Source organism: Stenomitos frigidus ULC18 (assembly GCF_003003795.1).
Taxonomy (GTDB): domain Bacteria; phylum Cyanobacteriota; class Cyanobacteriia; order Leptolyngbyales; family Leptolyngbyaceae; genus Stenomitos; species Stenomitos frigidus_A.
This window is the reverse complement of record NZ_PVWK01000062.1, coordinates 14,299-35,530: the sequence shown is the minus strand read 5'-3', so window position 1 is coordinate 35,530 and position 21,232 is coordinate 14,299. Positions and strand designations below refer to the sequence as shown.

The 21,232-nt window shown below is 50.7% G+C and carries 17 protein-coding genes; 11 read left to right on the top strand and 6 right to left on the bottom strand.

Annotation, left to right across the window (positions count from 1 at the left end):
• Positions 1-32 precede the first annotated feature (32 nt).
• Complete coding sequence (locus C7B82_RS31475; protein WP_181357451.1) at positions 33-170, top strand: hypothetical protein; 138 nt, start codon at positions 33-35, stop codon at positions 168-170.
• 402 nt (positions 171-572) lie between these two features.
• On the opposite strand, the gene C7B82_RS11315 is transcribed toward C7B82_RS31475, so the two are convergent.
• Positions 573-2,564, bottom strand: coding sequence for an ArsA family ATPase (locus tag C7B82_RS11315; RefSeq protein ID WP_219904285.1), 1,992 nt, complete (start codon positions 2,562-2,564; stop codon positions 573-575).
• Between the two features lie 97 nt (positions 2,565-2,661).
• On the opposite strand from C7B82_RS11315, the gene C7B82_RS11310 reads away from it, so the two are divergent.
• Positions 2,662-4,521, top strand: coding sequence for an AAA family ATPase (locus tag C7B82_RS11310; RefSeq protein ID WP_106256400.1), 1,860 nt, complete (start codon positions 2,662-2,664; stop codon positions 4,519-4,521).
• A 480-nt stretch (positions 4,522-5,001) separates the two neighbouring features.
• Here C7B82_RS11310 and C7B82_RS11305 read toward each other — a convergent pair whose 3' ends face one another.
• Positions 5,002-5,601: a peroxiredoxin gene (locus C7B82_RS11305; protein ID WP_106256399.1), complete on the bottom strand. Its 600-nt coding sequence runs from the start codon at positions 5,599-5,601 to the stop codon at positions 5,002-5,004.
• A gap of 780 nt (positions 5,602-6,381) precedes the next feature.
• Positions 6,382-6,540: a hypothetical protein gene (locus tag C7B82_RS32220; RefSeq protein WP_181357450.1), complete on the bottom strand. Its 159-nt coding sequence runs from the start codon at positions 6,538-6,540 to the stop codon at positions 6,382-6,384.
• A gap of 64 nt (positions 6,541-6,604) precedes the next feature.
• On the opposite strand from C7B82_RS32220, the gene C7B82_RS33750 reads away from it, so the two are divergent.
• The 5 genes from C7B82_RS33750 to C7B82_RS11280 all read left to right on the top strand — a co-directional run bounded on the left by C7B82_RS33750 (position 6,605) and on the right by C7B82_RS11280 (position 9,915).
• Positions 6,605-6,850: a hypothetical protein gene (locus C7B82_RS33750; protein ID WP_245939835.1), complete on the top strand. Its 246-nt coding sequence runs from the start codon at positions 6,605-6,607 to the stop codon at positions 6,848-6,850.
• Between the two features lie 5 nt (positions 6,851-6,855).
• A complete protein-coding gene (locus C7B82_RS33745; protein WP_342761310.1) occupies positions 6,856-7,035 on the top strand; it encodes a hypothetical protein in 180 nt (59 codons plus the stop codon).
• Positions 7,016-7,351 carry a transposase family protein gene (locus C7B82_RS33740; RefSeq protein ID WP_245939833.1) on the top strand — a complete coding sequence of 112 codons (336 nt, stop codon included), beginning with the start codon at positions 7,016-7,018 and terminating at the stop codon, positions 7,349-7,351. The genes C7B82_RS33745 and C7B82_RS33740 overlap by 20 nt, the downstream gene beginning before the upstream one ends.
• A gap of 443 nt (positions 7,352-7,794) precedes the next feature.
• Positions 7,795-8,586: an SAM hydrolase/SAM-dependent halogenase family protein gene (locus tag C7B82_RS11285; protein WP_106256397.1), complete on the top strand. Its 792-nt coding sequence runs from the start codon at positions 7,795-7,797 to the stop codon at positions 8,584-8,586.
• A gap of 282 nt (positions 8,587-8,868) precedes the next feature.
• Positions 8,869-9,915: an alkaline phosphatase family protein gene (locus tag C7B82_RS11280; protein WP_245939832.1), complete on the top strand. Its 1,047-nt coding sequence runs from the start codon at positions 8,869-8,871 to the stop codon at positions 9,913-9,915.
• A 25-nt stretch (positions 9,916-9,940) separates the two neighbouring features.
• On the opposite strand, the gene C7B82_RS11275 is transcribed toward C7B82_RS11280, so the two are convergent.
• The gene (locus C7B82_RS11275; RefSeq protein ID WP_106256395.1) at positions 9,941-11,125 is read right to left on the bottom strand and encodes an MFS transporter; all 1,185 of its coding nucleotides are present in this window, start codon (positions 11,123-11,125) and stop codon (positions 9,941-9,943) included.
• A 55-nt stretch (positions 11,126-11,180) separates the two neighbouring features.
• Positions 11,181-12,131: an RsmB/NOP family class I SAM-dependent RNA methyltransferase gene (locus tag C7B82_RS11270; RefSeq protein ID WP_106256394.1), complete on the bottom strand. Its 951-nt coding sequence runs from the start codon at positions 12,129-12,131 to the stop codon at positions 11,181-11,183.
• Positions 12,132-12,903: 772 nt separating this feature from the next.
• Here C7B82_RS11270 and C7B82_RS11265 point away from each other — a divergent pair.
• Positions 12,904-17,061: a non-ribosomal peptide synthetase gene (locus C7B82_RS11265; RefSeq protein WP_106256393.1), complete on the top strand. Its 4,158-nt coding sequence runs from the start codon at positions 12,904-12,906 to the stop codon at positions 17,059-17,061.
• 68 nt (positions 17,062-17,129) lie between these two features.
• On the opposite strand, the gene C7B82_RS11260 is transcribed toward C7B82_RS11265, so the two are convergent.
• The gene (locus C7B82_RS11260) at positions 17,130-18,359 is read right to left on the bottom strand and encodes a PRC-barrel domain-containing protein (RefSeq protein ID WP_146141135.1); all 1,230 of its coding nucleotides are present in this window, start codon (positions 18,357-18,359) and stop codon (positions 17,130-17,132) included.
• Between the two features lie 633 nt (positions 18,360-18,992).
• Here C7B82_RS11260 and C7B82_RS11255 point away from each other — a divergent pair.
• From C7B82_RS11255 to C7B82_RS11245, 3 genes are all read left to right on the top strand, one after another.
• Positions 18,993-19,718 carry a DUF1995 family protein gene (locus tag C7B82_RS11255; RefSeq protein ID WP_106256391.1) on the top strand — a complete coding sequence of 242 codons (726 nt, stop codon included), beginning with the start codon at positions 18,993-18,995 and terminating at the stop codon, positions 19,716-19,718.
• Positions 19,719-19,977: 259 nt separating this feature from the next.
• A complete protein-coding gene (locus C7B82_RS11250) occupies positions 19,978-20,736 on the top strand; it encodes a metallophosphoesterase family protein (protein WP_106256390.1) in 759 nt (252 codons plus the stop codon).
• 49 nt (positions 20,737-20,785) lie between these two features.
• Positions 20,786-21,139 (top strand): phenylpyruvate tautomerase MIF-related protein, encoded by a 354-nt coding sequence (locus C7B82_RS11245; protein ID WP_106256389.1) that lies wholly within the window; start codon positions 20,786-20,788, stop codon positions 21,137-21,139.
• Positions 21,140-21,232: the final 93 nt, after the last annotated feature.

Sequence of the window (21,232 nt, the reverse complement as noted above, 5' to 3'; positions counted from 1 at the left end):
GACCGCCTTTTGGTCTCAAAAATGGTCTGTCAATGACTCTCCACACTGCACTATGGGAGAGTCGCCATTGGGAGAAAACGACGAGTCATCCAGAACCACCCTACCAACCGCAGCTTTTTGAGGGGGCATGTGGGGTATTTCAGCAGCAAAATGGGGCAATGGCAAGCTAACGATCCAGATCCGTGGTGGCAAGGATGTGATGATAGAGCCCTTGATTTAGCTCTGGCTGAATGAGTTCTTCCGCTAAAATCAGGTGCCGGTGAATATGCCCGTGATGAGGTGACGACGGCTTTTGTGAAGTCCATGTCAACACTATGGAAGGCTTTTGGTCGCTCTTCCGTTCCTGGCTGCGTCCGCATTAAGGGCATTCTCAAGCAAAGTTACCGTTGTACTTGGGCTTTTTTGAGTTCGTTCATAACGCAAAAAACGAGGCAAAACCTTACTCAGCGCTTTGCTGGAAAACCTACTTACTTAACTCCCCGGAACCCCTATGGAGCCATCAACGTTTTAATCTGCAGATTGTTTTATGTAACGGAGATATCCATTGACTCCCAAACGTCTCCTATTCGATGTTAGAACAACAAGTTTGCTGCCATTTTGATGTGATCGCTCGGTGAAATCGAGCGCGGTAAGCCCGGTAAGTGCACGATCGTTTGATCCGAGAAGAGCCCTTCCGTTAGTTTTTGACCCGGTGCAAAGCGGTTGTGGACAATGTAGTGTTGAGCCACACCCATCTTGGTCAGTGCTTCAGCCAGCCGTTGGGCTTCCGCCGTAATGGTCACTTGTGACTGGATGACACCAATAAACTCTGTATATTTGGGGTCTTTGAGTTGTTTCTGTGCCTGCATCACGCGCTGGCGGAGTGTTCGCAGTCTTCCCATCAGGTCGGTGCGCCCCAGTACATCCTGGTACTTCAGCCACAGCTTAAAGATCCAGGCAAGCCAGTCGCCCATTGCAGATGGCATTTCCAAAAAGCGCAGCAGATGACCTGTGGGAGCTGTATCCAACACAATCAGGTCTTGCACCTTCGATTCCAATAATTCCATCACCGTCACCAGTGACAGCATTTCATCAATGCCAGGGAGCGCCTGAGAGACTATTTTGCGCCAGGCTTCGGGTCCATAGGCAAGCTTGAGCGTCGTGTCGCCATCACTCGTTTCACCACTCATCATCTCCGCCAATGCCCACAGATAGTCCTGCCGAAACTGATCGAGCACCTGTTCCGCATCAATTTCTTGACCGCTCAGGTTCGGTGTCAAAGCGACGGGTTGATGCCCCAACGGCTGCCCAAACGCATCACCGAGTGAATGGGCGGGGTCAATGGAAATCACCCGCACGTTACGATCGGGATGCCGTTCTGCCATACCCCACGCGATCGCTGCAGCCACTGTCGTCTTGCCCACGCCACCCTTACCGCCCACTAAAATAAGTTGCCGTCCCTCAGCTACAAAGTCTCCAAAACCAGGCAAAATTTTGTCTGGTATGTGCAGGTGCGGTGCCGTGATGATGTCTGCCTCAACTGTCGCTGGCTGAATTTGAGTCAAGAGCTGATCCAGCGCGATCGTTCCCATCGGCTCCTTGACCTGCTGCGGGACCGCAAAAAGGGGCGTCTGGTCTGCCAGCGCAATGAATTTGGTCAACAGTTGCTGTTGTTCAGCAAGGCGATCGAGGAGGCTAGGGAGTCGATAGTGAGGAGTGGAAAGTGGGGTAGAGTCGCTTGCGTCCTGAATTGGCTCGGAGGTAGAAGACGTGGAGCCTTGCTGACTCCTGACTCCTGACTCCTGACCCCCAACTTCTGGCTTCACCAACCGATTCACAAAGACGCCACCGACTGGAATCTTCAGTGTTCCCAGCGCGGTGAGAAACCGTTGGGTTTCTAACAGGCTCATGGGTTCTGCGATCGCCACCACAAGACACGCAGTGGTAGCCTGATTCTGTAGTAGCTGTCGTCCACCCACTAGATCCGCCTTCATGTTGTGTAGAAAACCGTCGGCATCGTCATCGGCGTAGCGTCCGGTGAAGGATTGGCTGATCACGCGATGTTTTTCCTGAAAAAGTTCCAGTGCTTTGAGAAACTCATCCAGAAAATCCATCAAGCCAAACAGATTGAGCGTATGCCCGCTGGGAGCCATATCCACCACGACGCGATCGGCCTCATGTTCGCGTAGGAGTCGCTGAATCTCCAGGATGCCCATCAATTCATCGAGTCCGGGCCAGCTGAGATCCCAAACGGGGGTTAGATCTTCGTTGTCCACAAAGCTACCCCGTGCCACTAACAGTTCGAGAACGTTGCCGTAATCGCTTTTGAAGGCTTGCAATAAGGTTTCAGCATCCAGCGCTCGCACCTGCAAATTAGGCAAGTCTGCAGCCGCGTGGGAGACATCTGTAACGGTCATTTGCAGCACATCGCCCAGAGAATGCGCCGGATCGGTAGACAGCAGCAAAATGGCTTCGTTAGGAAACTGCTGTGCCCACCGTCGCGCAAAGCCACAGGCAAGGGTCGTTTTGCCGACTCCACCTTTACCACTAAACATTGCAAGCTGAAGCGAGTCGAATTGGTTCATCGTTTTGGGCATACTGGGGCAGCATTCAGTCACGCTATGCACAGACTACCCAGATTGAGACCGCAGCTATCCTGCACACGTCAGGAACGAGGATCGGATGAGCGACATATTTAAAGGCTTTGAGCAACTGCTAGAGCTGGCAAAAGCCTTGGAAGAAAAGGCGGAAAAGGGCGAACTGAAAACCAACATTCAGATTAACGCCCGCAACCTGAGCAGCATTCCCCGACAGGGCAACATACCGAGTGGTATCGGGGTAAGCCGGATGCGCACAGAAACAGGAGGCGCAGAAGACTCAAGAGCACAAGGAAGCAGCGCAACGGCTGTATCAAGTGATGATGTTGTCATTACACCACCGTCAGTTAGCGATGGCAACACGTTGGTGCCACTCAATGATGTGGGTGGGTTGTCTGAGGTGCTTAATGAGCTGCGGGAGCTAGTCGAAATTCCCCTGAAGCGTCCCGATCTACTGGCAAAACTGGGGCTGGAGCCACCACGAGGCGTACTGCTGGTGGGTCCGCCAGGAACGGGAAAAACGCTGACAGCACGCGGCTTGGCGCAAGAACTGCGGGTGAACTACATCGCGATCGTCGGCCCAGAAGTGATGGGTAAATATTACGGTGAAGCGGAAGCCCGTCTGCGTGGGATTTTTGAAAAAGCAGCGAAAGCGACTCCCTGTATTGTGTTTATTGATGAGATTGATAGTCTCGCGCCCGATCGCAGCAAGGTGGAAGGCGAAGTCGAAAAACGCCTGGTGGCACAACTATTGGGCTTAATGGATGGGTTCGCTCAAACTAAGGGTGTGATCATTCTGGCCGCCACCAATCGCCCGGATCATCTTGATCCAGCCCTGCGTCGTCCCGGTCGGTTCGATCGCGAAGTGCAGTTCCGCGTGCCCGATCGCGATGGACGCCTGGAAATTTTCACCATTCTCACCCGTACCATGCCGCTGGATGACACAGTAGATCTGGCAATAGTGGCTGATTTGACGGTGGGTATGGTGGGTGCCGATCTCAAAGCGGTATGTCAGAAAGCCGCTTACAGTGCTCTACGTCGCCAGGTACCCTCGCTGCAAGGAGCCATTCCTGATGACATGACACTCAGCCAACCTGACTTTCTACAAGCACTCAAAGAAGTGAAGCCATCAGTGCTGCGATCGGTCGAAGTTGAGTCACCCAAACTTTCATGGGATCAAATCGGCGGGTTAGAAGACATCAAGCGCACGCTACAAGAATCAGTCGAAGGAGCGTTGCTGTATCCCGAACTATATCAACGCACGGGAGCTAAAGCGCCACGCGGCATTCTGCTCTGGGGACCACCAGGAACCGGTAAGACCTTGTTAGCCAAAGCGGTTGCCTCCCAGGCGCGTGCCAATTTCATTGCGGTCAATGGGCCTGAACTGTTAAGTCGTTGGGTGGGTGCGGCGGAACAGGAAGTTCGCGAACTGTTCGCCAAAGCCCGACAAGCGGCTCCGTGCGTGGTGTTTATTGATGAAATCGATACCTTAGTGCCAGTGCGCGGCAAGTTTAACGGTGATTCGGGGGTAAGCGATCGTGTCGTGGGGCAACTTTTGACTGAGTTGGATGGACTCCAGGAGTGTCTCAATGTTTTACTCATTGGTGCGACCAATCGACCGGACGCGATCGACTCAGCCTTACTTAGGGCGGGGCGCTTAGACCTCCAACTCAAAGTTGATCTCCCAGATGCGTCTACAAGACTGGCTATTTTGCACGTGCACAATAGCGATCGACCTTTAACAGACGTAGATTTGACTAGCTGGGCTACCCAAACTGAAGGCTGGAATGGAGCCGATCTGGCGCTTCTGAGCAACCAGGCGGCGTTAGAAGCAATTCGCCGCCACCGAGCGGCAGGTGCAATAGATCCATCCACCATTCAAATCTGTACGCATGACTTTCTGTCCGCTTACCAATTGTTGTCTAATCAACGTCGGGCGGATTAGTTGTTTCGGTGGCTCATTATCAGCACCCCGCCTTCTCTATTTCCTTAGAATCATCGCAGCAAGACGGGTGGTTGCCTGCCTTGCTGCGACCAATGTTATGGCCATGCGTTAGCAACCTATCTCTATGACTTGGGGCATCCGGTCAGTGTGGTCAATCCTGGCTAATCAAAGGCTTTGCGCAGTGCCAGTTGAGCAGTGCCAGTTGAGCAGTGCCAGTTGAGCCGCACCAAAAACGACATCCAGGATGACCCCGGTCTGAGTGAGTTAACTTGTGCTTTTAGGAACCTATCATTTTCAGTGCATAGTGGTTGAGTTTCTCAGTGCTTTAGAATTTTTGACCCTGGATTATGGGCAATGAAGGCATCTGTTGAAGGCGAAAAACGGAAAAATAAGCCTCTAAAAAGCGAGGGGTGAGCAGACGCTCACCCCTCGCTTTTTAATTAACAGTGAGCGACTCACTTCATAGCGAAGTGCCAGACGCTATATCGCTGCGAAGTATTCCTTCGATTTTTTAGGGTCAGGATTCATGGTTGCATCACCGGGCTTCCAACCGGCGGGGCAGACTTCATCGGGGTGAGACTGCACATACTGAATCGCTTGCAGAGTCCGCAGCGTTTCATCAACACTACGACCAAAGGAAAGGTTGTTGATGGTGGCATGTTGAATAATGCCATCTTTATCGATGATGAACAGACCACGTAAAGCAACACCCGCATCGGGGTCAAGAACGTTATAGGCCGTGCTCACTTCTTTTTTGATGTCAGAAACGAGCGGGTAGTTGAGGTCGCCAACGCCACCGCTCTTGCGATCGGTTTGAATCCATGCCAGGTGCGAAAATTCGCTGTCAACGGAAGCACCCAGCACTTCAGTACCGATTTGCTTGAACTCGTCATAGCGATCGCTGAACGCGGTGATCTCAGTGGGGCAAACAAAGGTAAAGTCGAGCGGGTAGAAAAAGAGCACAACGTACTTGCCACGGTAGTCGGACAACTTAATCGTCTTAAACTCTTGATCAACCACAGCCGTTACTGTGAAATCGGGAGCAGATTGCCCAACGCGCAAGCATCCTTCTTGAGTCATGAGATAACAGTCTCCTTATCTTTTGGGTATATTGGGTGCGTCTTGATCTTTATCAGCGCATTAGGTTCGCAGAACAAGCGGCAAAGGTAGCCCAGCACTGGTTCGGTACGCACAACGACCGATAACTTAAGGACTGCTACGACTATATCATAGTCATAACGATTTTGAGTAAGGGTGTGCCAAAGGAAACGGGGGAGGCCGCCTAAGCGTTAGTGAAAGACCTCGGCTTTCTTCGACTCGACTTTAGCCAATCAGAATGAGAACGCGAGCAGTTGCTTCCACTGCTCGCGTTCTGCGTCAAGGCGTCAAACCGGAGTTGGGTTCAGTGCCGGTCGGAGAAGCCGGGAGTGCCCAAGGGAGGCCACTTTGGCATGGCCAAAGCCGCCAGCCCCGACGTACACCCAAGAGCGCTTTAACCACCGCTTAAAGCGCCCCGTCTAGGCTGCTTTTGTAGACTCGCTGGCCTCGAGGCGTCGATTCCGAGGGCACGAGCAGGCTCAAAAACGGCAAGCCCCAGACCCGACTGCTCCACGGCCACCGCACCCCACTACTTTTGACCGTGTGCTTGTGACTCGCTTGCACCCCATCACGATAGCGGCCCCAGCCCCAGCGCCGCTTGCCCCAGCGCCGCTCTAAGGTCTCATCAAGCCCGATGATGAGCCCCTCGTGGCCCACCAACAGCGCCCCAAGCAGGCCCAACAGAAGCGGCCCCCCGGCTTAGCCGCTCCACCCCACGCGACTCAACCTCCGGTAGTAGTTGCCATAGTGTCGGTCTTGCCCTCACCCCAGCACCCGCAACACCCGACTCACCGTGCGCTGGCCTGGACACAGGATGGCTCCCACCAACATCCCTGCCCCCTTCTGCCAACGCCGCTGCGGCACAAAGAAGACTGGAAACGGAGCAAACACTTCGGCCCTCTCTTTTGATAGACTCAGCATCAGTTCATTAGACTTGTTGCTTTATAAGGTAAATGAGTCCTATCCCCTGATGAAGCAGTAGACCATGCTCAACATTGATCGTGCGCTGGAGAATGAGCGCTTGTTGCGGGCGTTGACTGGGCTCAATCGGAAAGCGTTTGCCAAGTTGTGTGCGGTCTTGGAGGTCGTGTATCAAGAACAATTTGAGCGCGACGCTAAACCCCGCCAACGTGCCAAAGGTGGGGACGGCAAGCTCGTTTACAGAGCCTCGAAGCCAAACTATGCTTCATCTTGTGCTCTTTTAAGTGTGATCCGACATTCGCTGTTTTAGGGTTGTTGTTTGAGCGAGCGCGCGGTCGCAGCAATCGGTGGGTGCATCGACTGCAAGGGCTTTTGGCAACTGCCTTGGGCAAGAAGATGGTGTTGCCCGAACGTAAAATCGAGGGTATCGAGCAGTTTTTACAGTGCTTTCCTGCGGTCAAGGTGGTGAGCGTTGATGAAGCAAAAGGAGTGTGACTCCAGCAAGAAGCAACGGCAGACTCGTAAGCACATCACCGGCACGACCCGCCAAAAGCGAGTGCTTGTGTTGACGAAAGCCAGGGCTGGAAAAATCTATGACAAACGGCCACTCGATGAGGAAGAGCGAGTGGAGCCTCTTCCCGATGCGGTGAGCGGTGAGGGCGATTTAGGCTTTCAGGGCTTACAGAACGAATTTGTCAACATTCATCTACCCCATAAAAAGCCGAGAGGCAAAGAGTGGCGTCAGCAGCAACAGCAGGAGAACCGAGCATGTAGCCGACAACGAGTCAAGTGTGTAGCTTGCTTCCCGTAGGGTACATGCCCATGCTGGGATAAAGCGATAGCAGGCAGTCTCCGCCCTTTACAGGAATCGTGTGCCTGATTTTAATGACCGTCTGACGCTAACAGCGGCTGGGCTATGGAACTTCCATTTGGCAGCAGCTTCACTGGAAGAGGGTAGGGAAAGTCAGTCTCCGCCTCACTTCCATGTACTTTTATTTGGCAACAAGTCTATTAACCGAATGCTTCGCGCTTACAGGTTTGGGATGCAAGCCCCACCTGTTAAAACAGCCTCTGAACATTCAGTTTGCATTCAGGAGCACGATTTCTTGCAAAGCATGTGTCAGTTCTGTTGTGTCGGAAACTTGCACACAAGTGCGATCGCGCCTAGACTGCTGGTGAGCGTTATGTCTGCATGTCAAATGATCACCGTTACCTGCTGACAATTGGCTCATTCCTTTTAGCTGGAAACGCTGCATGTTTATTTACGTCATTGCTGATTATGGGACTGGCGATCCAGCCTTTGCTGAAGTGACACAGCGTCTTCTCATGGATCTGCCCAATGCGCAAGTACAGACCCTTTCAGTGCCGCCCTTCAGTACTCTGGCAACAGGGTTTTGGCTGGCTCAACTGGGTCTCAATCCTGGGCCTAGCGATCGCCTCTTATACCATAACTGTGCACCGCGTCAGGATGATCCAGAAGCCAGGCAGAATAATGAAGGCGAAGGTCTTACCTATGCGCTGTTACCCAACCACGTCAAAGTCGTGGGCGTGAACGCAGGCTATACGCTTTCCTTCATCAAACAACATGCGAAGGTTTTGCAAACGGTCAGTGTCTCTCGCGGTGGCTCGCAGTTTCGCTCACGGGATGTGTTTCCTGCTGCGGTTGCGGCCATTGCTCAGGAAGACTTCAGCCTCTTGGGAGAACCCCTCAACCCTGCACAAATCCCAGACGTGCCCCTTGACCGCATTGCCTGGATCGACGGCTACGGCAATATCAAAACCACTATCCCAGCAAGTACTGTTCGTTTGGAGCCTGAAACTAAAATCGTGGTTCGCATTGGTGATGTTGTCAGTGATGCAATCTATTCGGATGGTAGTTTTAAGGTTGCTGAAGGCACACTTGCGTTTGCTCCAGGTAGCTCTGGTTGGGCCTCTCCTGATGGCGGAGAGCCTGTACGTTGGGTTGAGTTGTTTCTGCGGGGCGGGAACGCCTGGGAACGTTTTGGTAGACCACGGATCAACCAATCGGTTACTCGCCTTGCTTGACCAGTAAGCTGTCAAGCCTTTTCTGGGGCGTTGCCAAGCCTCAAACGTACCAAAAACAACATCCTGCTATTCTTGTTTGCAGACACCTTTGGGCAAACTTAAGCAAGCTAGAAAGAAAAGACTTGTCGGCTACAATACGTCTGCAACTGATCGTCTATCTGCCTTTCAGCAAGCGAGCTCATACTAATGTCTAGATGTAAATGGTTAAAGACAATGCTTCTGAGTTGTGCGGCCTTTGGTGCCAGCTTAAACGCAAGCAGTTGCTCGTGGCAGAAGCAACCATTGAGCACGACAGACGCAAAAGTATCCCCGATCGCTAGCATTCAAGCGATCGTATCCTCAACACCCACGGCAGAAGACAAGGCGATCCCTAAGTATGACCATATCTTTGTGGTTATTGAGGAGAACAAAGGCTATAGCCAGATCATTGGTAATCCCAACGCGCCAAACCTTAATCAATTGGCAAAGACTTACGGCTTAGCGTCTAATTTCTATGGCATGGTGCATCCCAGTGAAGCGAACTATATTACTCTGCTGGGTGGGAGCACCTTTGGTATTCATGATGATGATGCCTACTACTGCCAATCGGGTAGCACTGATCGCTTTTGTAGCAACGCAAAAACACCTGGATATGCAAGCCACACGGTTGCCTCAAAAAGTTTGCTTGACCAACTAGAGCAAAAAGGTTTGACCTGGAAAGGCTACTTTGAGGATCTTCCTGCTCCTGGTTCTAAAGCTGTTTTTGCTCCTAGCGTGATTCGCGCTCTTTATGCAGTCAAGCACAACGGCTTTATGAGCTTTAAGACGGTGCAGGACGATCCTGACCGCGCCAGCAAAATCGTTCCCCTAAAGCAATTGACGGCTGACCTTCAAAGCGGAAAGGTGCCTAACTATAGCCACATCATCTTTAACCAATGCCATGAAATGCACGGATTACCAGAATGTGGAGAGTTGCAAAGGCTAATCCGCACTGGCGATACCTTCATTGAGAAGACTGTTGAACAGATTACCCACTCAACGCTGTGGTCTTCGGCAGGTAACAATGCCATCATCATCACCTGGGATGAAGACAATAATCCAGAAAAGAAGACCGAAACACAAGGGTGCTGTGGGTATGACGGGAAGAGTGCCGCAAACTTCGGTGGTGGGCATGTCGCTACCATTGTCATCACCAATCATGGACCACGCGGAGTCATTGATCCAACACCCTACAACCACAACTCTTTACTGCGCACGACTGAAAATGTGTTTGGCATCTATGAGTACCTCAATGGGGCAGGGGATAGTAATAAAGGAGTGAAACCCATGACTCCTCTATTCTCTAAATGAGTTTTCTGACGATCGCAAACCACGCCTATGAGGCTCGATGCCTATACTGTTTGCGAGTAGCGATCGCAAACAGCCACACCAAAAAGGTAAGCACGCCAGCCAAATAGAGCGGATACGTGTAGGTGACAGCATTTGATTGGTGGATCAAGCTGCCAGCAATGATGGGGCCAAACGCATTTGAAACATTTAGATACGATGCATTGAGACCCATAGCAGTACCTTGAACATTTGATTTGGAATTAAGCGAAATTAACGTCGTAATCATCGGCTGCACTAGAGCATTGAACAATGAAAAGAGGATGCTAACACTAACAAAATAAGCCAGACTTGGGACAATCGGCATGACAACAAACGATAAGCTGCGAATCAGCAGTGATAGGAGTAAGATTTGCACGAGACTCAACTGCTTGGTTAAAAGTGGAATGCCTTTGACTTGCATCACGAGAGTCAATGAGCCAAATAAAATAAATATGAGTGTGAGCGACTGACTATTTTGACCCAGTACGTGAATGAAGTAAGGTTGAAACGCAAACGTGAAAATGGTAAATGTGGTACCGATCAAAAAGTTGATCATCAGGAGAATGCCAACTCGCGGTATGGTTAACCCTTTGACCAAGTTTCCCAAACCAATATGAAAGACATTCGTTGCTTCCTCAGCTTTAACTTTCAGTGTTTCAGGTAGAAAGAAAAAGGTTACTAGCAGCGCGATTAAGGCAAGTCCGCTCGACACTAAAAAGCTTGCGCCTAGAGAGACTTGCTGCGCAATCAGACTGGTTGCTGGACCTAGAATGAAGCCTAAACCAAAAGTTGCTGAACTATAAATACCAAAGGCTTTGGCTCGGTCTTGAGGTGATACGACATCTGATACGATCGCTTGAGAGACAGACACATTACCACCAGTAATGCCATCAAAGAACCGTGCGGCAAAGAGAATTGCTGCACTATGGGCTGTACCTGCCATGAAACTAGCAACAACGGTTCCTGCCAAACTAAGAAGTAGCAATGGCTTGCGACCGTAGCGATCGGACAGCTTACCAATGACTGGTGTGGCTAAAAACTGAGCTCCTGCATAGGTCGTAAACAATAAGCTTGTCTGAAAGTCAGTTAGCCCTAACTGCTTACCATAAGGGTAAAGGATAGGGATGAGAATGGTAAAGCTAATTGAGTTGACGAAAGCAATTAAGGTCGTAATCCAAAAGCTCCGATTCATTTAGATTCAGCGTTAGACAACGAGACGAAAGCGTGCAGAAAAAGTATATAGCAGACTACAGAAGAGTCAACCCAGGACGAGCTAAAAAGGCTTCGGGAAGCTCGTGTCGTCCGCCTTCTTGTCTATTTTGAAATAAAGCAGTAAATGCACCTGCTCCTAGCTTCTGAAAGGGAAATATTCGATAACAAGGCAGAGTCGTTAGATGTGATTGATAGCTGCTGAGGTGGGGCACCTCTACACTTTGAAACTGCGGAAAATGCTCTAGGAACCAGGCAACAACCTGCTCATTTTCATCAGGTGAGTAGGTACAAGTCATGTAAGCTAAATAGCCTTTGGGTGCAACTAGTTGAGCTGAATTTGCCAAAATTCGTTTCTGCCGCTTGACGTTTGTATTGATTGTGACTGGATGAAAACACCCTGGTGCTTTTCCACCTTTAGCTAATAATGACTGTCCAGAACAGGGAGCATCAACCAGAACCAGTTGCGCCGCTTGAGGAATTTCATCGGCTAAAACTCGTGAGTCTAGTCGAAGCACGATCGCGGGCTGAATGCTGCACCGTTTAAGGTTAGAAATTAGTGCCGCTAAACGTTTACCAATGACTTCATTGCTGAGCAGCAGCTTCGGCCGCAAGGCAGTCCAAGCAAAAATGCTTTTGCCCCCTGGTGAGGCACAGACATCAATCGCTAGTTCGATGGACTCGCGAAGAATAAGTAATGTAGAAATTGCAAATATAGATGAAAAGTCAAGACAATAAAAGGCTCCCTGCTTGTGGAGTGGATGTTGACCAGGCTTCTGCTCAAGTGCCAGGCGGTCAACAAATCCAGGTTGCCACGCGAGTGGTGGTTCAAGTGCAAATGGCGAATGTTCCGGCTTTTCCTGGCACCAAAGGATGCAAGGATTAAAGCGTTTCGGATGCATTAAACATTCAATAAACTGCTCCTGATCGTCCGCTGCATGAAAAAGCTTCTGGCTCAGCTTAAGCAGTAGATTGGATGGTTTGTCCATTGCATTCTTAAATCGCGTGTCAGCAGTTTATCGTCTTACCCTGGTATCTGTCTCAAACGATCGCCCAAGGGGAAGGATGCTGAGCCCTTCTATGGGCAAATCGATGACAGCAAGCACTTTGCACACTGAGGCTTGTATTCAACGGCCGCTTCTCTGGAGCCTTAAATTAAACCGATCTGAACGTCTCTTTCAGGGCTTCGTGTAGCGGCTCTAAAATATAGAGGAATAGTCTCTGTTCGAAAGTTACATAACCTGCCCTGGCTAAAAGTGTAGTGAATCATACGGGTAGATAAAGACTAAATGAAGGATGGTTGTTCACGCATTGACGGTTACATCTTGAGCGAGCATAAATGGGTTATGGATACAAACCAATATCCTTGATGAATTCACCTGTTCTTCAGCTTTCACTGCTCTTGATCATACTTGAACTAATTTAGTTCAAGCACTTGTATCCTTGGCGAGGCGCTTCTTCGCTTTTAGAAAGAGCATCACTCAATTCTATGGTCTGAGTTCACCACTCACTGTATCGAAAGCCTTATTAAAGGCCTACAGGCTCTGGCGCCTTCCCTGTGTAAGTTCATCTGTATCGATGCGTCATTATTGCGACGATCTTTATTAATTCGTCATTATCACGATGATTTTCAATCCTCTTCAACCATCACGATCGGCTAAAACGGCGGCAGCTTTTCTCAGAACTCAGAAAAAGAGTGCTATCGCGAACCATCTTAAAACGTTTTGGAGTGACTTGCCCCTGTCCATAACATTGAAAAGTATGGAAACTTCATACCCACTCTCTCCAATGCAGCAGGGCATGCTGTTCCATAGTCTACATGAACCCGAGAATGGGGTGGATCTTGAGCAAATAGTCTGTACGCTGCGTGAAAACCTTGAGCTACCACTCTTCATCCAAGCATGGGAACAGGTTATAGAGCGACATCCCATTTTAAGAACCAGCTTTAGATGGAGTGATTTGGATGAACCTTCTCAGCAAGTCTATCAAGGCATTCAACTACCACTGACGCAATATGACTGGCAAGACATACCGGCTGCAGAGAAATTGGATCGCCACCAGACCTACTTAAAAGACGATCGCCAGCGTGGTTTTGATCTGGCTCATGCCCCCCTGATGCGGCTCGCTTTATTCCGGTTGGCTGACGCTGAGTATCGGCTGGTGTGGACATTTCACCACATTTTGTTGGATGGGCGCTCCTTCACCTTGCTGCTTAAGGAAGTCTTCGCCCTTTATGAAGCCATTTGTCAAGGGCAAACAGTACCATTACCAACCCCTCGTCCCTATAAAGACTATATTGAGTGGCTACAGCAGCAGGATCGATCGAAAGCAAAAGACTTCTGGCAACACCTACTAAAAGGCTTTACCACGCCCACTCCTCTGCTTCCAGTCCAGGCTTCTAGCCAACTACTTGATCGGGTAGAACATGGAGAGGCGCAAATTTGCCTCTCCGCAGCATCGACGGCCGCGCTACAGTCGCTTGCGAAGCAGCAGGACATTACACCCAACACGATCGTTCAAGGTGCCTGGGCGTTGCTCCTGAGTCGTTACAGTGGCGAGGAGGATGTTGTCTTTGGCGCTACTAGAGCCTGTCGTCATGCGTCTCTAAGCGGGACAGAAGCAATGATTGGGCTGTTGATCAATACACTGCCGGTAAGAGTCCAGGTTTCCGCTGAAGTATCCTTACTGCCCTGGTTGAAAGCGTTGCGATCGCAGCACCTCGCCGTTCGTGACTATGAGCACACACCACTGGTGAATGTACAGGCATGGAGTGAAGTGCCACCTGGGACACGCCTGTTTGAGAGTCTTGTTGTCTTTGAAAATTATTCACTGAACACAACGCTCCAGCAGCAGGGCGGCAACTGGCAAAACCGAGACGTGCAGCTCCATGAGCAACCTGGTTTTCCACTGGTACTTCTGGGCTGCCTGGATGCAGAGCTCGTACTAAAAATTTCTTACGATCGACGTCGATTCGACCAGGCGGCAATCGCTCGACTGCTGGGACACCTCCAAACCTTGCTAGAAGGGATGATTGCCCAACCAGAGCAGACGTTGGCAGATTTGACCCTGGTGACTGCAGCAGAACGACATCAACTGCTAGTGTCATGGAATGACACAGCGGTTCCCTATGCTCAAGACATCTGCCTCCATCAACTGTTTGAAGCGCAGGTAGCACGTAACCCTGACGCGATCGCCGTTGTTTACGAACACCAACAGTTAACCTATGGCGAAGTCAATCGTCAGGCGAATCAACTCGCCCATCACCTTAAAACGTTGGGGGTTGGTTCCGGTACCTTTGTCGGAGTCTACTTCAACCGTGGCTTAGAGATGATTCCTGCTCTACTGGGGATTCTTAAGGCCGGAGGAGCCTATGTCCCTCTGGAGCCAAGTTTTCCTGATGCCCGTGTGCAGTGGATTTTAGACTCCCTCGACGTTCGCTGGGTGATCACACAGCCATGCCATCAACCGACGTTTGAAGGGTTACAACCACAGCTTCCTCGGTTAGAGCATTTGATCTGCCTGGATCTAGCCTGCTCGAATATGAACGCGATCGAAACAGTGGTCGATCGTGTGCTGAAGCCTTCCTCGACAGGGTTACACATCTGGCAACACGCTCATCTGCACCTGCAACCAGAAGAAAATTTACCCAGGCAAAGCAGTCCTGATGACACTGCCTACGTGATCTTTACCTCTGGTTCGACTGGAACGCCTAAAGGCGTGGTCGTCCGGCATCAGCCTGTCATTAATTTGATTGAGTGGGTTAATCGCACCTTTGACGTCACGGCATCCGATCGTGTATTGTTCATCACCTCTCTCTGCTTTGACCTATCGGTCTACGACATTTTTGGGCTCCTGGCAGCGGGCGGTTCAATCCGAGTGGTGTCTAGCGAAGCTGTCCGCGATCCAGCGGCTTTGCTGCAGATTCTTTGTCGTGAGCCAATAACCTTTTGGGATTCTGCGCCACCTGCTTTGCAGCAGTTAGTGCCGTTTTTCACCAGTATTCACGCCACTGATCGACCAAACCTGCGACTGGTTTTTATGAGTGGTGATTGGATTCCAGTCTCATTGCCCAATGCCTTGAAGGCGGCCTTTCCCGGCGTCAAGGTCATTTCGCTTGGAGGAGCCACAGAAGCGACCGTCTGGTCAAACGTTTACCCTATTGACCAGATCGAACCCAGCTGGACAAGCATTCCCTATGGCAAGCCAATTCAAAATGCTCAGTACTACATTTTGGATGCTCGCTTGCAACCCTGTCCAATTGGGGTGACTGGGGAGCTTTATATCGGCGGTGATTGTCTGGCATCCGGCTACACTGATCCAGTCAAAACAGCAGAACGCTTTATCTCACATTCATTTCACTCGTCATCGCAGGCGCGACTATATCGAACCGGCGATTTGGCGCGCTTTTTCCCTGACGGCAATATCGAGTTCCTGGGTCGTATTGATCACCAGGTAAAGATTCGGGGCTTTCGCATTGAGTTAGGCGAAATTGAAGCTGTACTCGCACAACACCCTGCGATCCGAGTTTCTGTCGTCATGGCACGCGAGGATCAACCCGGTGAAAAGCGTTTAGTTGCATACATCGTTCCTCGCGAGCGGCCCGCTCCCACGATCGGTGAACTGCGCCGCTGCTTGAAGGAAAAACTGCCAGAATACATGGTGCCTTCAGCCTTTGTCATGCTGAAGGAGCTACCTGTCACCGCCAATGGCAAGCTCGATCGTCAAGCGTTGCCTGCCCCTGAAGCGGTATTCGGGGACGATCGCCAAACACTGCTAGCATCTGCAACGAACGCTGGTGGAACGGATGCGACTGCAAGTGCGTTTGTGGCACCGAGAGATGAGCTAGAACGCCAGTTAATTGAAGTCTGGCAAGATGTTTTGAAAGTCAAGCCGATCGGCATTCATGATAATTTTTTTGAGCTGGGGGGACATTCGTTATCAGCCGTACGTGTGTGGGCGCAAGTAGAAAAGCGCCTCAGCAAGGGGCTGCCGTTGTCCACTCTTTTTCAAGCACCCACGATTAGTGAGCTCGCCAATGCTCTACGGCAAATAGAGCCCGCTCCCACGTGTCCATCGCTAGTCGTCATTCAGACGGGCAAACCGACGAATCAGAAACCACCACTCTTTTGTATCCATGTGCTTGGCAGAGGCCTGGAATTTTACCTGCCCTTAGTGCGTCATCTCGATCCAGCACTACCAATTTATGGGCTAGCGGCTCAAATTGCCGGAGAAGCGATCGCGCTTGATCGAGTCGAAGCGATCGCAACGCATTACATTAAGCAGATGCGAGCCTTGCAGTCTCAAGGCCCGTATTTACTTATAGGGGTTTCCTTTGGCGGGTTGGTTGCCTACGAAATGGCACAACAACTTAAAGAGCAAGGACAGGAAGTTGCCTTACTGGGATTGATTGACACCTATCCCTTGTTCACCCCTCAAGCTCCCTTAGTACTTGAGACAGCTGCTAAAAACTGGCATAAAATCAGGCAATCTGGTCTATTAACCATGCTCAAGGATCAACTTCACTGGCGGGCTCATGACCTGACGGAAGCACTAGGGGATCTTTACTGCCATGTCAGAACGCGGTTCTACCAGAGCGTAAGCCTGCCCCTACCGGATAAGGTTATGGATTTTAACTATGAGCAAGAAAACCAACAGTTAGCCAATCGCTACTGTATTCGTCGCTATTCCGGTCGTGTCACCTTGTTCAAAGCCACCGAGCTTGCCAGAGCCCATCGTCATCTTCCTGACAATGAATTGAGTTGGCGGGGTTTGGTAGAGGAGAGTCTAGAGGTTTATTTTATCCCTGGCGATCACCTGAAAATGCTACAAGCGCCTCATGTTCAAACATTGGGTGAAAAACTACAAGAGTGTCTTGCTCAAGTAACAGCACCGCCGGTCCAGACTGATTTGCAGCCATAAAGTCCAAACTGTCAACGTCTTAGCGGTTTTGGCTCTGCCTTGCGGACGGTGATGGACTCGCCCCAGACTTAGATCCAGGGCTCGTCGTCATCGATGTCGCTTGCTTCTGGATCAAGTTTTTGTAGGTGGTTTGGGTGTTTTTTTTGCAGCGGCTCGATCGCGGGTGAAGCTGTAGCGTTGATAGGGGCTTCTGACCAGGGTTCATCATCAATCCAGGGCTCATCATCATCCCAGAAAGCATCATCATCCTTAGAGTCGTCAACGTTTGTGTGAGTGGCTGCAACACTCGGTTGGTCACTGGCTTGTGTTGCAGATTCTTGTGTTACAGAGTGTGTTGCTGTCGATGAGGCCGATGTTGTCTGCTCCGGAGCAATGGTCTGCTCAGGGGCATCCGCTGTCGGCTCAAGGATTTCTTTTGCCTGAACAGTTAGCGTTTGGATGCCGTCTTCGACCTGTTCGCTCAGAATTTGGATGCCATCTCCAAACTGCTCACCGAAGGTCTGGGTGCGTTCTCTCATCCGTTCGGCAAGCACCTGACTGTTCTCTCTGGCTTGTTCAGCCAACGTTTGCGCCTCTTCCTGGAGTTGATCGTTGATGCTTTGGATCGTTTCTTGCGCCTGCTGAGAGAGCGATCGCGCCCGCTCCTTTAATTGTCCTCTCAGGGATTGCAGCCGACCTTTTGCTTGCTCAGTGGCGGCTTGCGCTTGTTTTGAGAGCGATCGTAACTCTTCCGTCGCTTGACCATAGTCTTCTTTTAGCACTGATGTGGCTTTTGCTAACGTCTGCTTGATGCCGCTTTGATACACCGCCAGCGTTTGGGCTGACGCATCGGTCACCAGCACTCGCTTCCGCCCTATGCTCAGCACTTGCGCAGGTGGTAATTGGTACAGATCGCCAGCAATGCCGGCCCAACCGCTTGATGCCAATAAGTAATGGGTAATAGCGCCTGTTTTGAGATTGAAGCAGTAGTCGATGATTTTCCCGATTTTGTTGCCAGTGTCACTCCACACCTCGCAGTTGAGCAGTGATTCAAGCTGACGTACCTTTGTCGCATCCGTCGCTTCGGGCTGGTTGTGGGTCAGAATACCGTTAGACCCCAACGTGCTGATTTGAGACAGTTTGAAGGCTGCTTTTTGGGCACCAAACGCACCAGTTTTGCAAACAAAACCTAAGACGCGATGGGTAACAGGATACATCCACACGACTTCAACTCGTCCCAGTTCTTCCATGGTGGCGCGATCGAGTACTAACTGGTTGAGCAGGTCGCTCTGCCGGATTACATCTGGTAGTGTTGTCATCGTGTGCTGCACACTCCTGGTTGCAAAATTCGTACATCCAGAGTTTGGTGTCTGTCTCTTGATTTTATGCTGCTTGAAGCCGAGTTGCTTCCCGAAGCGGCGCCCTTCGACCTTTAACGGCCCTAATGTTCCACATTCACCCAGCCAATATTCATCCAGTCCATATTGTGCCTCGATCACATGCGCTGTTGAGGCAGAGGTCAGTGACCCATTTGGAACAGGTATCAGTTGGCGCTAACCTCAATTCTTCACAAAGGGGCAAAGGAAGGAGCCTAAAAAGAGCTTGAAACCGAATAGAATCAAGCTCTCTAGAATTTTTAAGTGTCCTCATTTTGCCATGACAGAGTGTAATTCAGAGCTACCCTGCGCTTTTTATTCACATCGGCCACTGGTTGTACACTTTTTCGATCTGGATATGGAGGGCCGATGCCGGGATTTTACTGGCACGACCAGCTGAACAGCTAATGCCGTGTTTGTTCTGGCGCTTGAAGCGAGCCCTGCCGGGTGAACGGATAGTCAACCACAAACTTTGGTAGAGACATGGCACTGCCATGCCCCTATGCTGGGATACTATTTGTTTGCAAGTCCCTAAGCTCTCAGCACCCAATCCCTTACCTCTTGCTACCACTCTCTATGGTTGACTTTCCTCAAACGTTAGAAGACGCGATCGCGCAGGCACAAAGTGCTACTCAAGCCGCGATCGCCGCTGGTTATACTCGCTTAAAAATCGACTTGTTGCTGCCAGAACTAAAGCCGACGCCGATCGCACTGCAATATCTGTCTGTATTTAGTGAGCTCGGCACAACGCTAAAAGTGTTATTCACGGATGCTGGAGCAGCCGCGCTAGCCAGACGTGATTGGGGTCCGATCTCGCATCAAATTTGCAGCCTGGATGTAGCGGGTGCGCGGCAAACAACACCCGTCGAAGAACTGGTGAGCTCAGAAGATCAGATGTTTCTCTTTGTGGCGCCTTCTTCAGTAGAAGTATCGCCTGTAGAACAGGTTTGTCTTGCGGCTGGAGAACGCCCAGTCATTCTCTTCGCTCCTCGGTTAGAGGATATTGGCACAGTCGGTATTGGCTATGCTGCACGCAAAATTCGCGAACGGTTTCTCAACACCTTTGAGCCTTGCTATTATGTGCGTCCGCTTGATCGGGCTGCGTTGCTACGTTGCTACCCTTCACCCTGGCAGGTGTGGCTAGAGTCAGACAATGCCTATACACTGGCGGCAGAAGAGCTGTCCAAGCCAAGCTCAGAAAGGTTAGAGGAATTGTTGCTCCAGGTTGGTGGTTCGCAAGCATCGCCTAAACGCGGTCTTTTAGAAGAGATGCAGCGGTTCCTCAAGGCATTAGGGCAATGAATTTTTACTGTCCTAAAATAGCTCAGTGAAGGTTGAGTAAACTTCTAGACAATAAATGTAAGCTTTGAGACCAACCGTGGAAACTGGCAAAAAAAACAGGGCATAATGAACTCAGTGATTCAAATCACTTCCAAATCAAACTGTTTAATGACGCCCGACAGCGTGAGTGCCGCGTTAACCCTGGAGAACTCATGGGTGCCAGCGTGATTTGAGCTTAAGTTAAGACTACAGAAACTAAGAGTACAGAGAAGGCGATCGCATGAGTGAAGCTAATCATCGTCGTATCATCATTGGCGATGTGCATGGTCACTACGAAGGATTGACGACGTTGCTGGATGCGATCGCACCGGGTGAGGGTGACCAGGTCTATTTTTTAGGGGACTTGATCGATCGCGGCCCCGACAGCTCCAGTGTTGTAGACCTAGTACAGCAGCAGGGCTATCACTGTTTGCTAGGTAATCATGAGCAGCTTTTGCTCGATGCGTTTCCTCATGGGAAGGCCTTCCATCCGGCTCTACAGGCGTGGCTTTATAGCGGCGGACGGGCTACTGTAGCAAGCTATGGTGATACGGGTATTCGAGCTGATCACATTGATTGGATGCGGACACTGCCCAAGTACATTGACTTAGGCGATTTGTGGCTAGTGCATGCAGGGGTTCATCCTGGCTTGCCAATCCAGGCTCAAACAACGCAAGAATTCTGCTGGATTCGCGACGAGTTTCACAGCAGTGCAAAACCCTATTTTTCAGACAAGCTTATCATTACCGGACACACCATTACCTTTACCTTGCCCAACGTTGCGCCGGGTGAACTTGCTCGTGGGCGTGGTTGGTTAGATATTGATACCGGTGCTTATCATCCCAGAAGTGGTTGGCTGACGGGTGTTGATATGACCAACCGTCGCGTTCATCAAGTGAATGTCTTCAAACCTTGTGTGCGGATGCTGCCGTTAGACGAGGCGGTGACTGAGGTTGAGCCAGCGCAGGTGATGGCTCAACGACAGGCGCTCTTTCTCTAGACAGCCATTTTATAGTCACTCTGCTCCAGCCACGCTGCCCCTTTTCATCATGCCCCTCATTAAAGTTCAAACATCCATCCCTCAGCCTGAGGCAGCCGTCATAGAAGCCTTGCTCAAAGCGCTTTCGGCTAGCCTTGCAAAACATACTGGTAAACCAGAGTCCTATGTGATGACAGCCTTTGAGCCCGGCGTCAGTATGACGTTTGCCGGGACGCTTGATCCGGCTTGCTACGTTGAAGTGAAGAGCGTGGGTAGCTTTACGCCTGTGCAGACACAGGCGATGAGCGCAGCCTTTTCACGGCAAATTGAGGACACGATCGCGGTGCCCAGTGACCGCATTTACATTGAGTTTGCTGATGCCAAGGGCTATCTGTGGGGTTGGAATGGGTCTACGTTTGGCTAGCGAGAATGCGACGGGAGCGTTGATTGATTCAGGTACAATGCTCCGCATAAGAACAGGCAATGCCTTGTCTCTACAGAGCCTTAATTTTACAGG

What these genes read in the sequence shown, in the direction of transcription:
- C7B82_RS31475 (WP_181357451.1), top strand. Translation starts at nt 33, where the DNA reads ATGACTCTCCACACTGCACTATGGGAGAGTCGCCATTGGGAGAAAACG.
- C7B82_RS11315 (WP_219904285.1), bottom strand. Translation starts at nt 2,564, where the DNA reads ATGAACCAATTCGACTCGCTTCAGCTTGCAATGTTTAGTGGTAAAGGT.
- C7B82_RS11310 (WP_106256400.1), top strand. Translation starts at nt 2,662, where the DNA reads ATGAGCGACATATTTAAAGGCTTTGAGCAACTGCTAGAGCTGGCAAAA.
- C7B82_RS11305 (WP_106256399.1), bottom strand. Translation starts at nt 5,601, where the DNA reads ATGACTCAAGAAGGATGCTTGCGCGTTGGGCAATCTGCTCCCGATTTC.
- C7B82_RS32220 (WP_181357450.1), bottom strand. Translation starts at nt 6,540, where the DNA reads ATGCTGAGTCTATCAAAAGAGAGGGCCGAAGTGTTTGCTCCGTTTCCA.
- C7B82_RS33750 (WP_245939835.1), top strand. Translation starts at nt 6,605, where the DNA reads ATGCTCAACATTGATCGTGCGCTGGAGAATGAGCGCTTGTTGCGGGCG.
- C7B82_RS33740 (WP_245939833.1), top strand. Translation starts at nt 7,016, where the DNA reads ATGAAGCAAAAGGAGTGTGACTCCAGCAAGAAGCAACGGCAGACTCGT.
- C7B82_RS11285 (WP_106256397.1), top strand. Translation starts at nt 7,795, where the DNA reads ATGTTTATTTACGTCATTGCTGATTATGGGACTGGCGATCCAGCCTTT.
- C7B82_RS11275 (WP_106256395.1), bottom strand. Translation starts at nt 11,125, where the DNA reads ATGAATCGGAGCTTTTGGATTACGACCTTAATTGCTTTCGTCAACTCA.
- C7B82_RS11270 (WP_106256394.1), bottom strand. Translation starts at nt 12,131, where the DNA reads ATGGACAAACCATCCAATCTACTGCTTAAGCTGAGCCAGAAGCTTTTT.
- C7B82_RS11265 (WP_106256393.1), top strand. Translation starts at nt 12,904, where the DNA reads ATGGAAACTTCATACCCACTCTCTCCAATGCAGCAGGGCATGCTGTTC.
- C7B82_RS11260 (WP_146141135.1), bottom strand. Translation starts at nt 18,359, where the DNA reads ATGACAACACTACCAGATGTAATCCGGCAGAGCGACCTGCTCAACCAG.
- C7B82_RS11255 (WP_106256391.1), top strand. Translation starts at nt 18,993, where the DNA reads ATGGTTGACTTTCCTCAAACGTTAGAAGACGCGATCGCGCAGGCACAA.
- C7B82_RS11250 (WP_106256390.1), top strand. Translation starts at nt 19,978, where the DNA reads ATGAGTGAAGCTAATCATCGTCGTATCATCATTGGCGATGTGCATGGT.
- C7B82_RS11245 (WP_106256389.1), top strand. Translation starts at nt 20,786, where the DNA reads ATGCCCCTCATTAAAGTTCAAACATCCATCCCTCAGCCTGAGGCAGCC.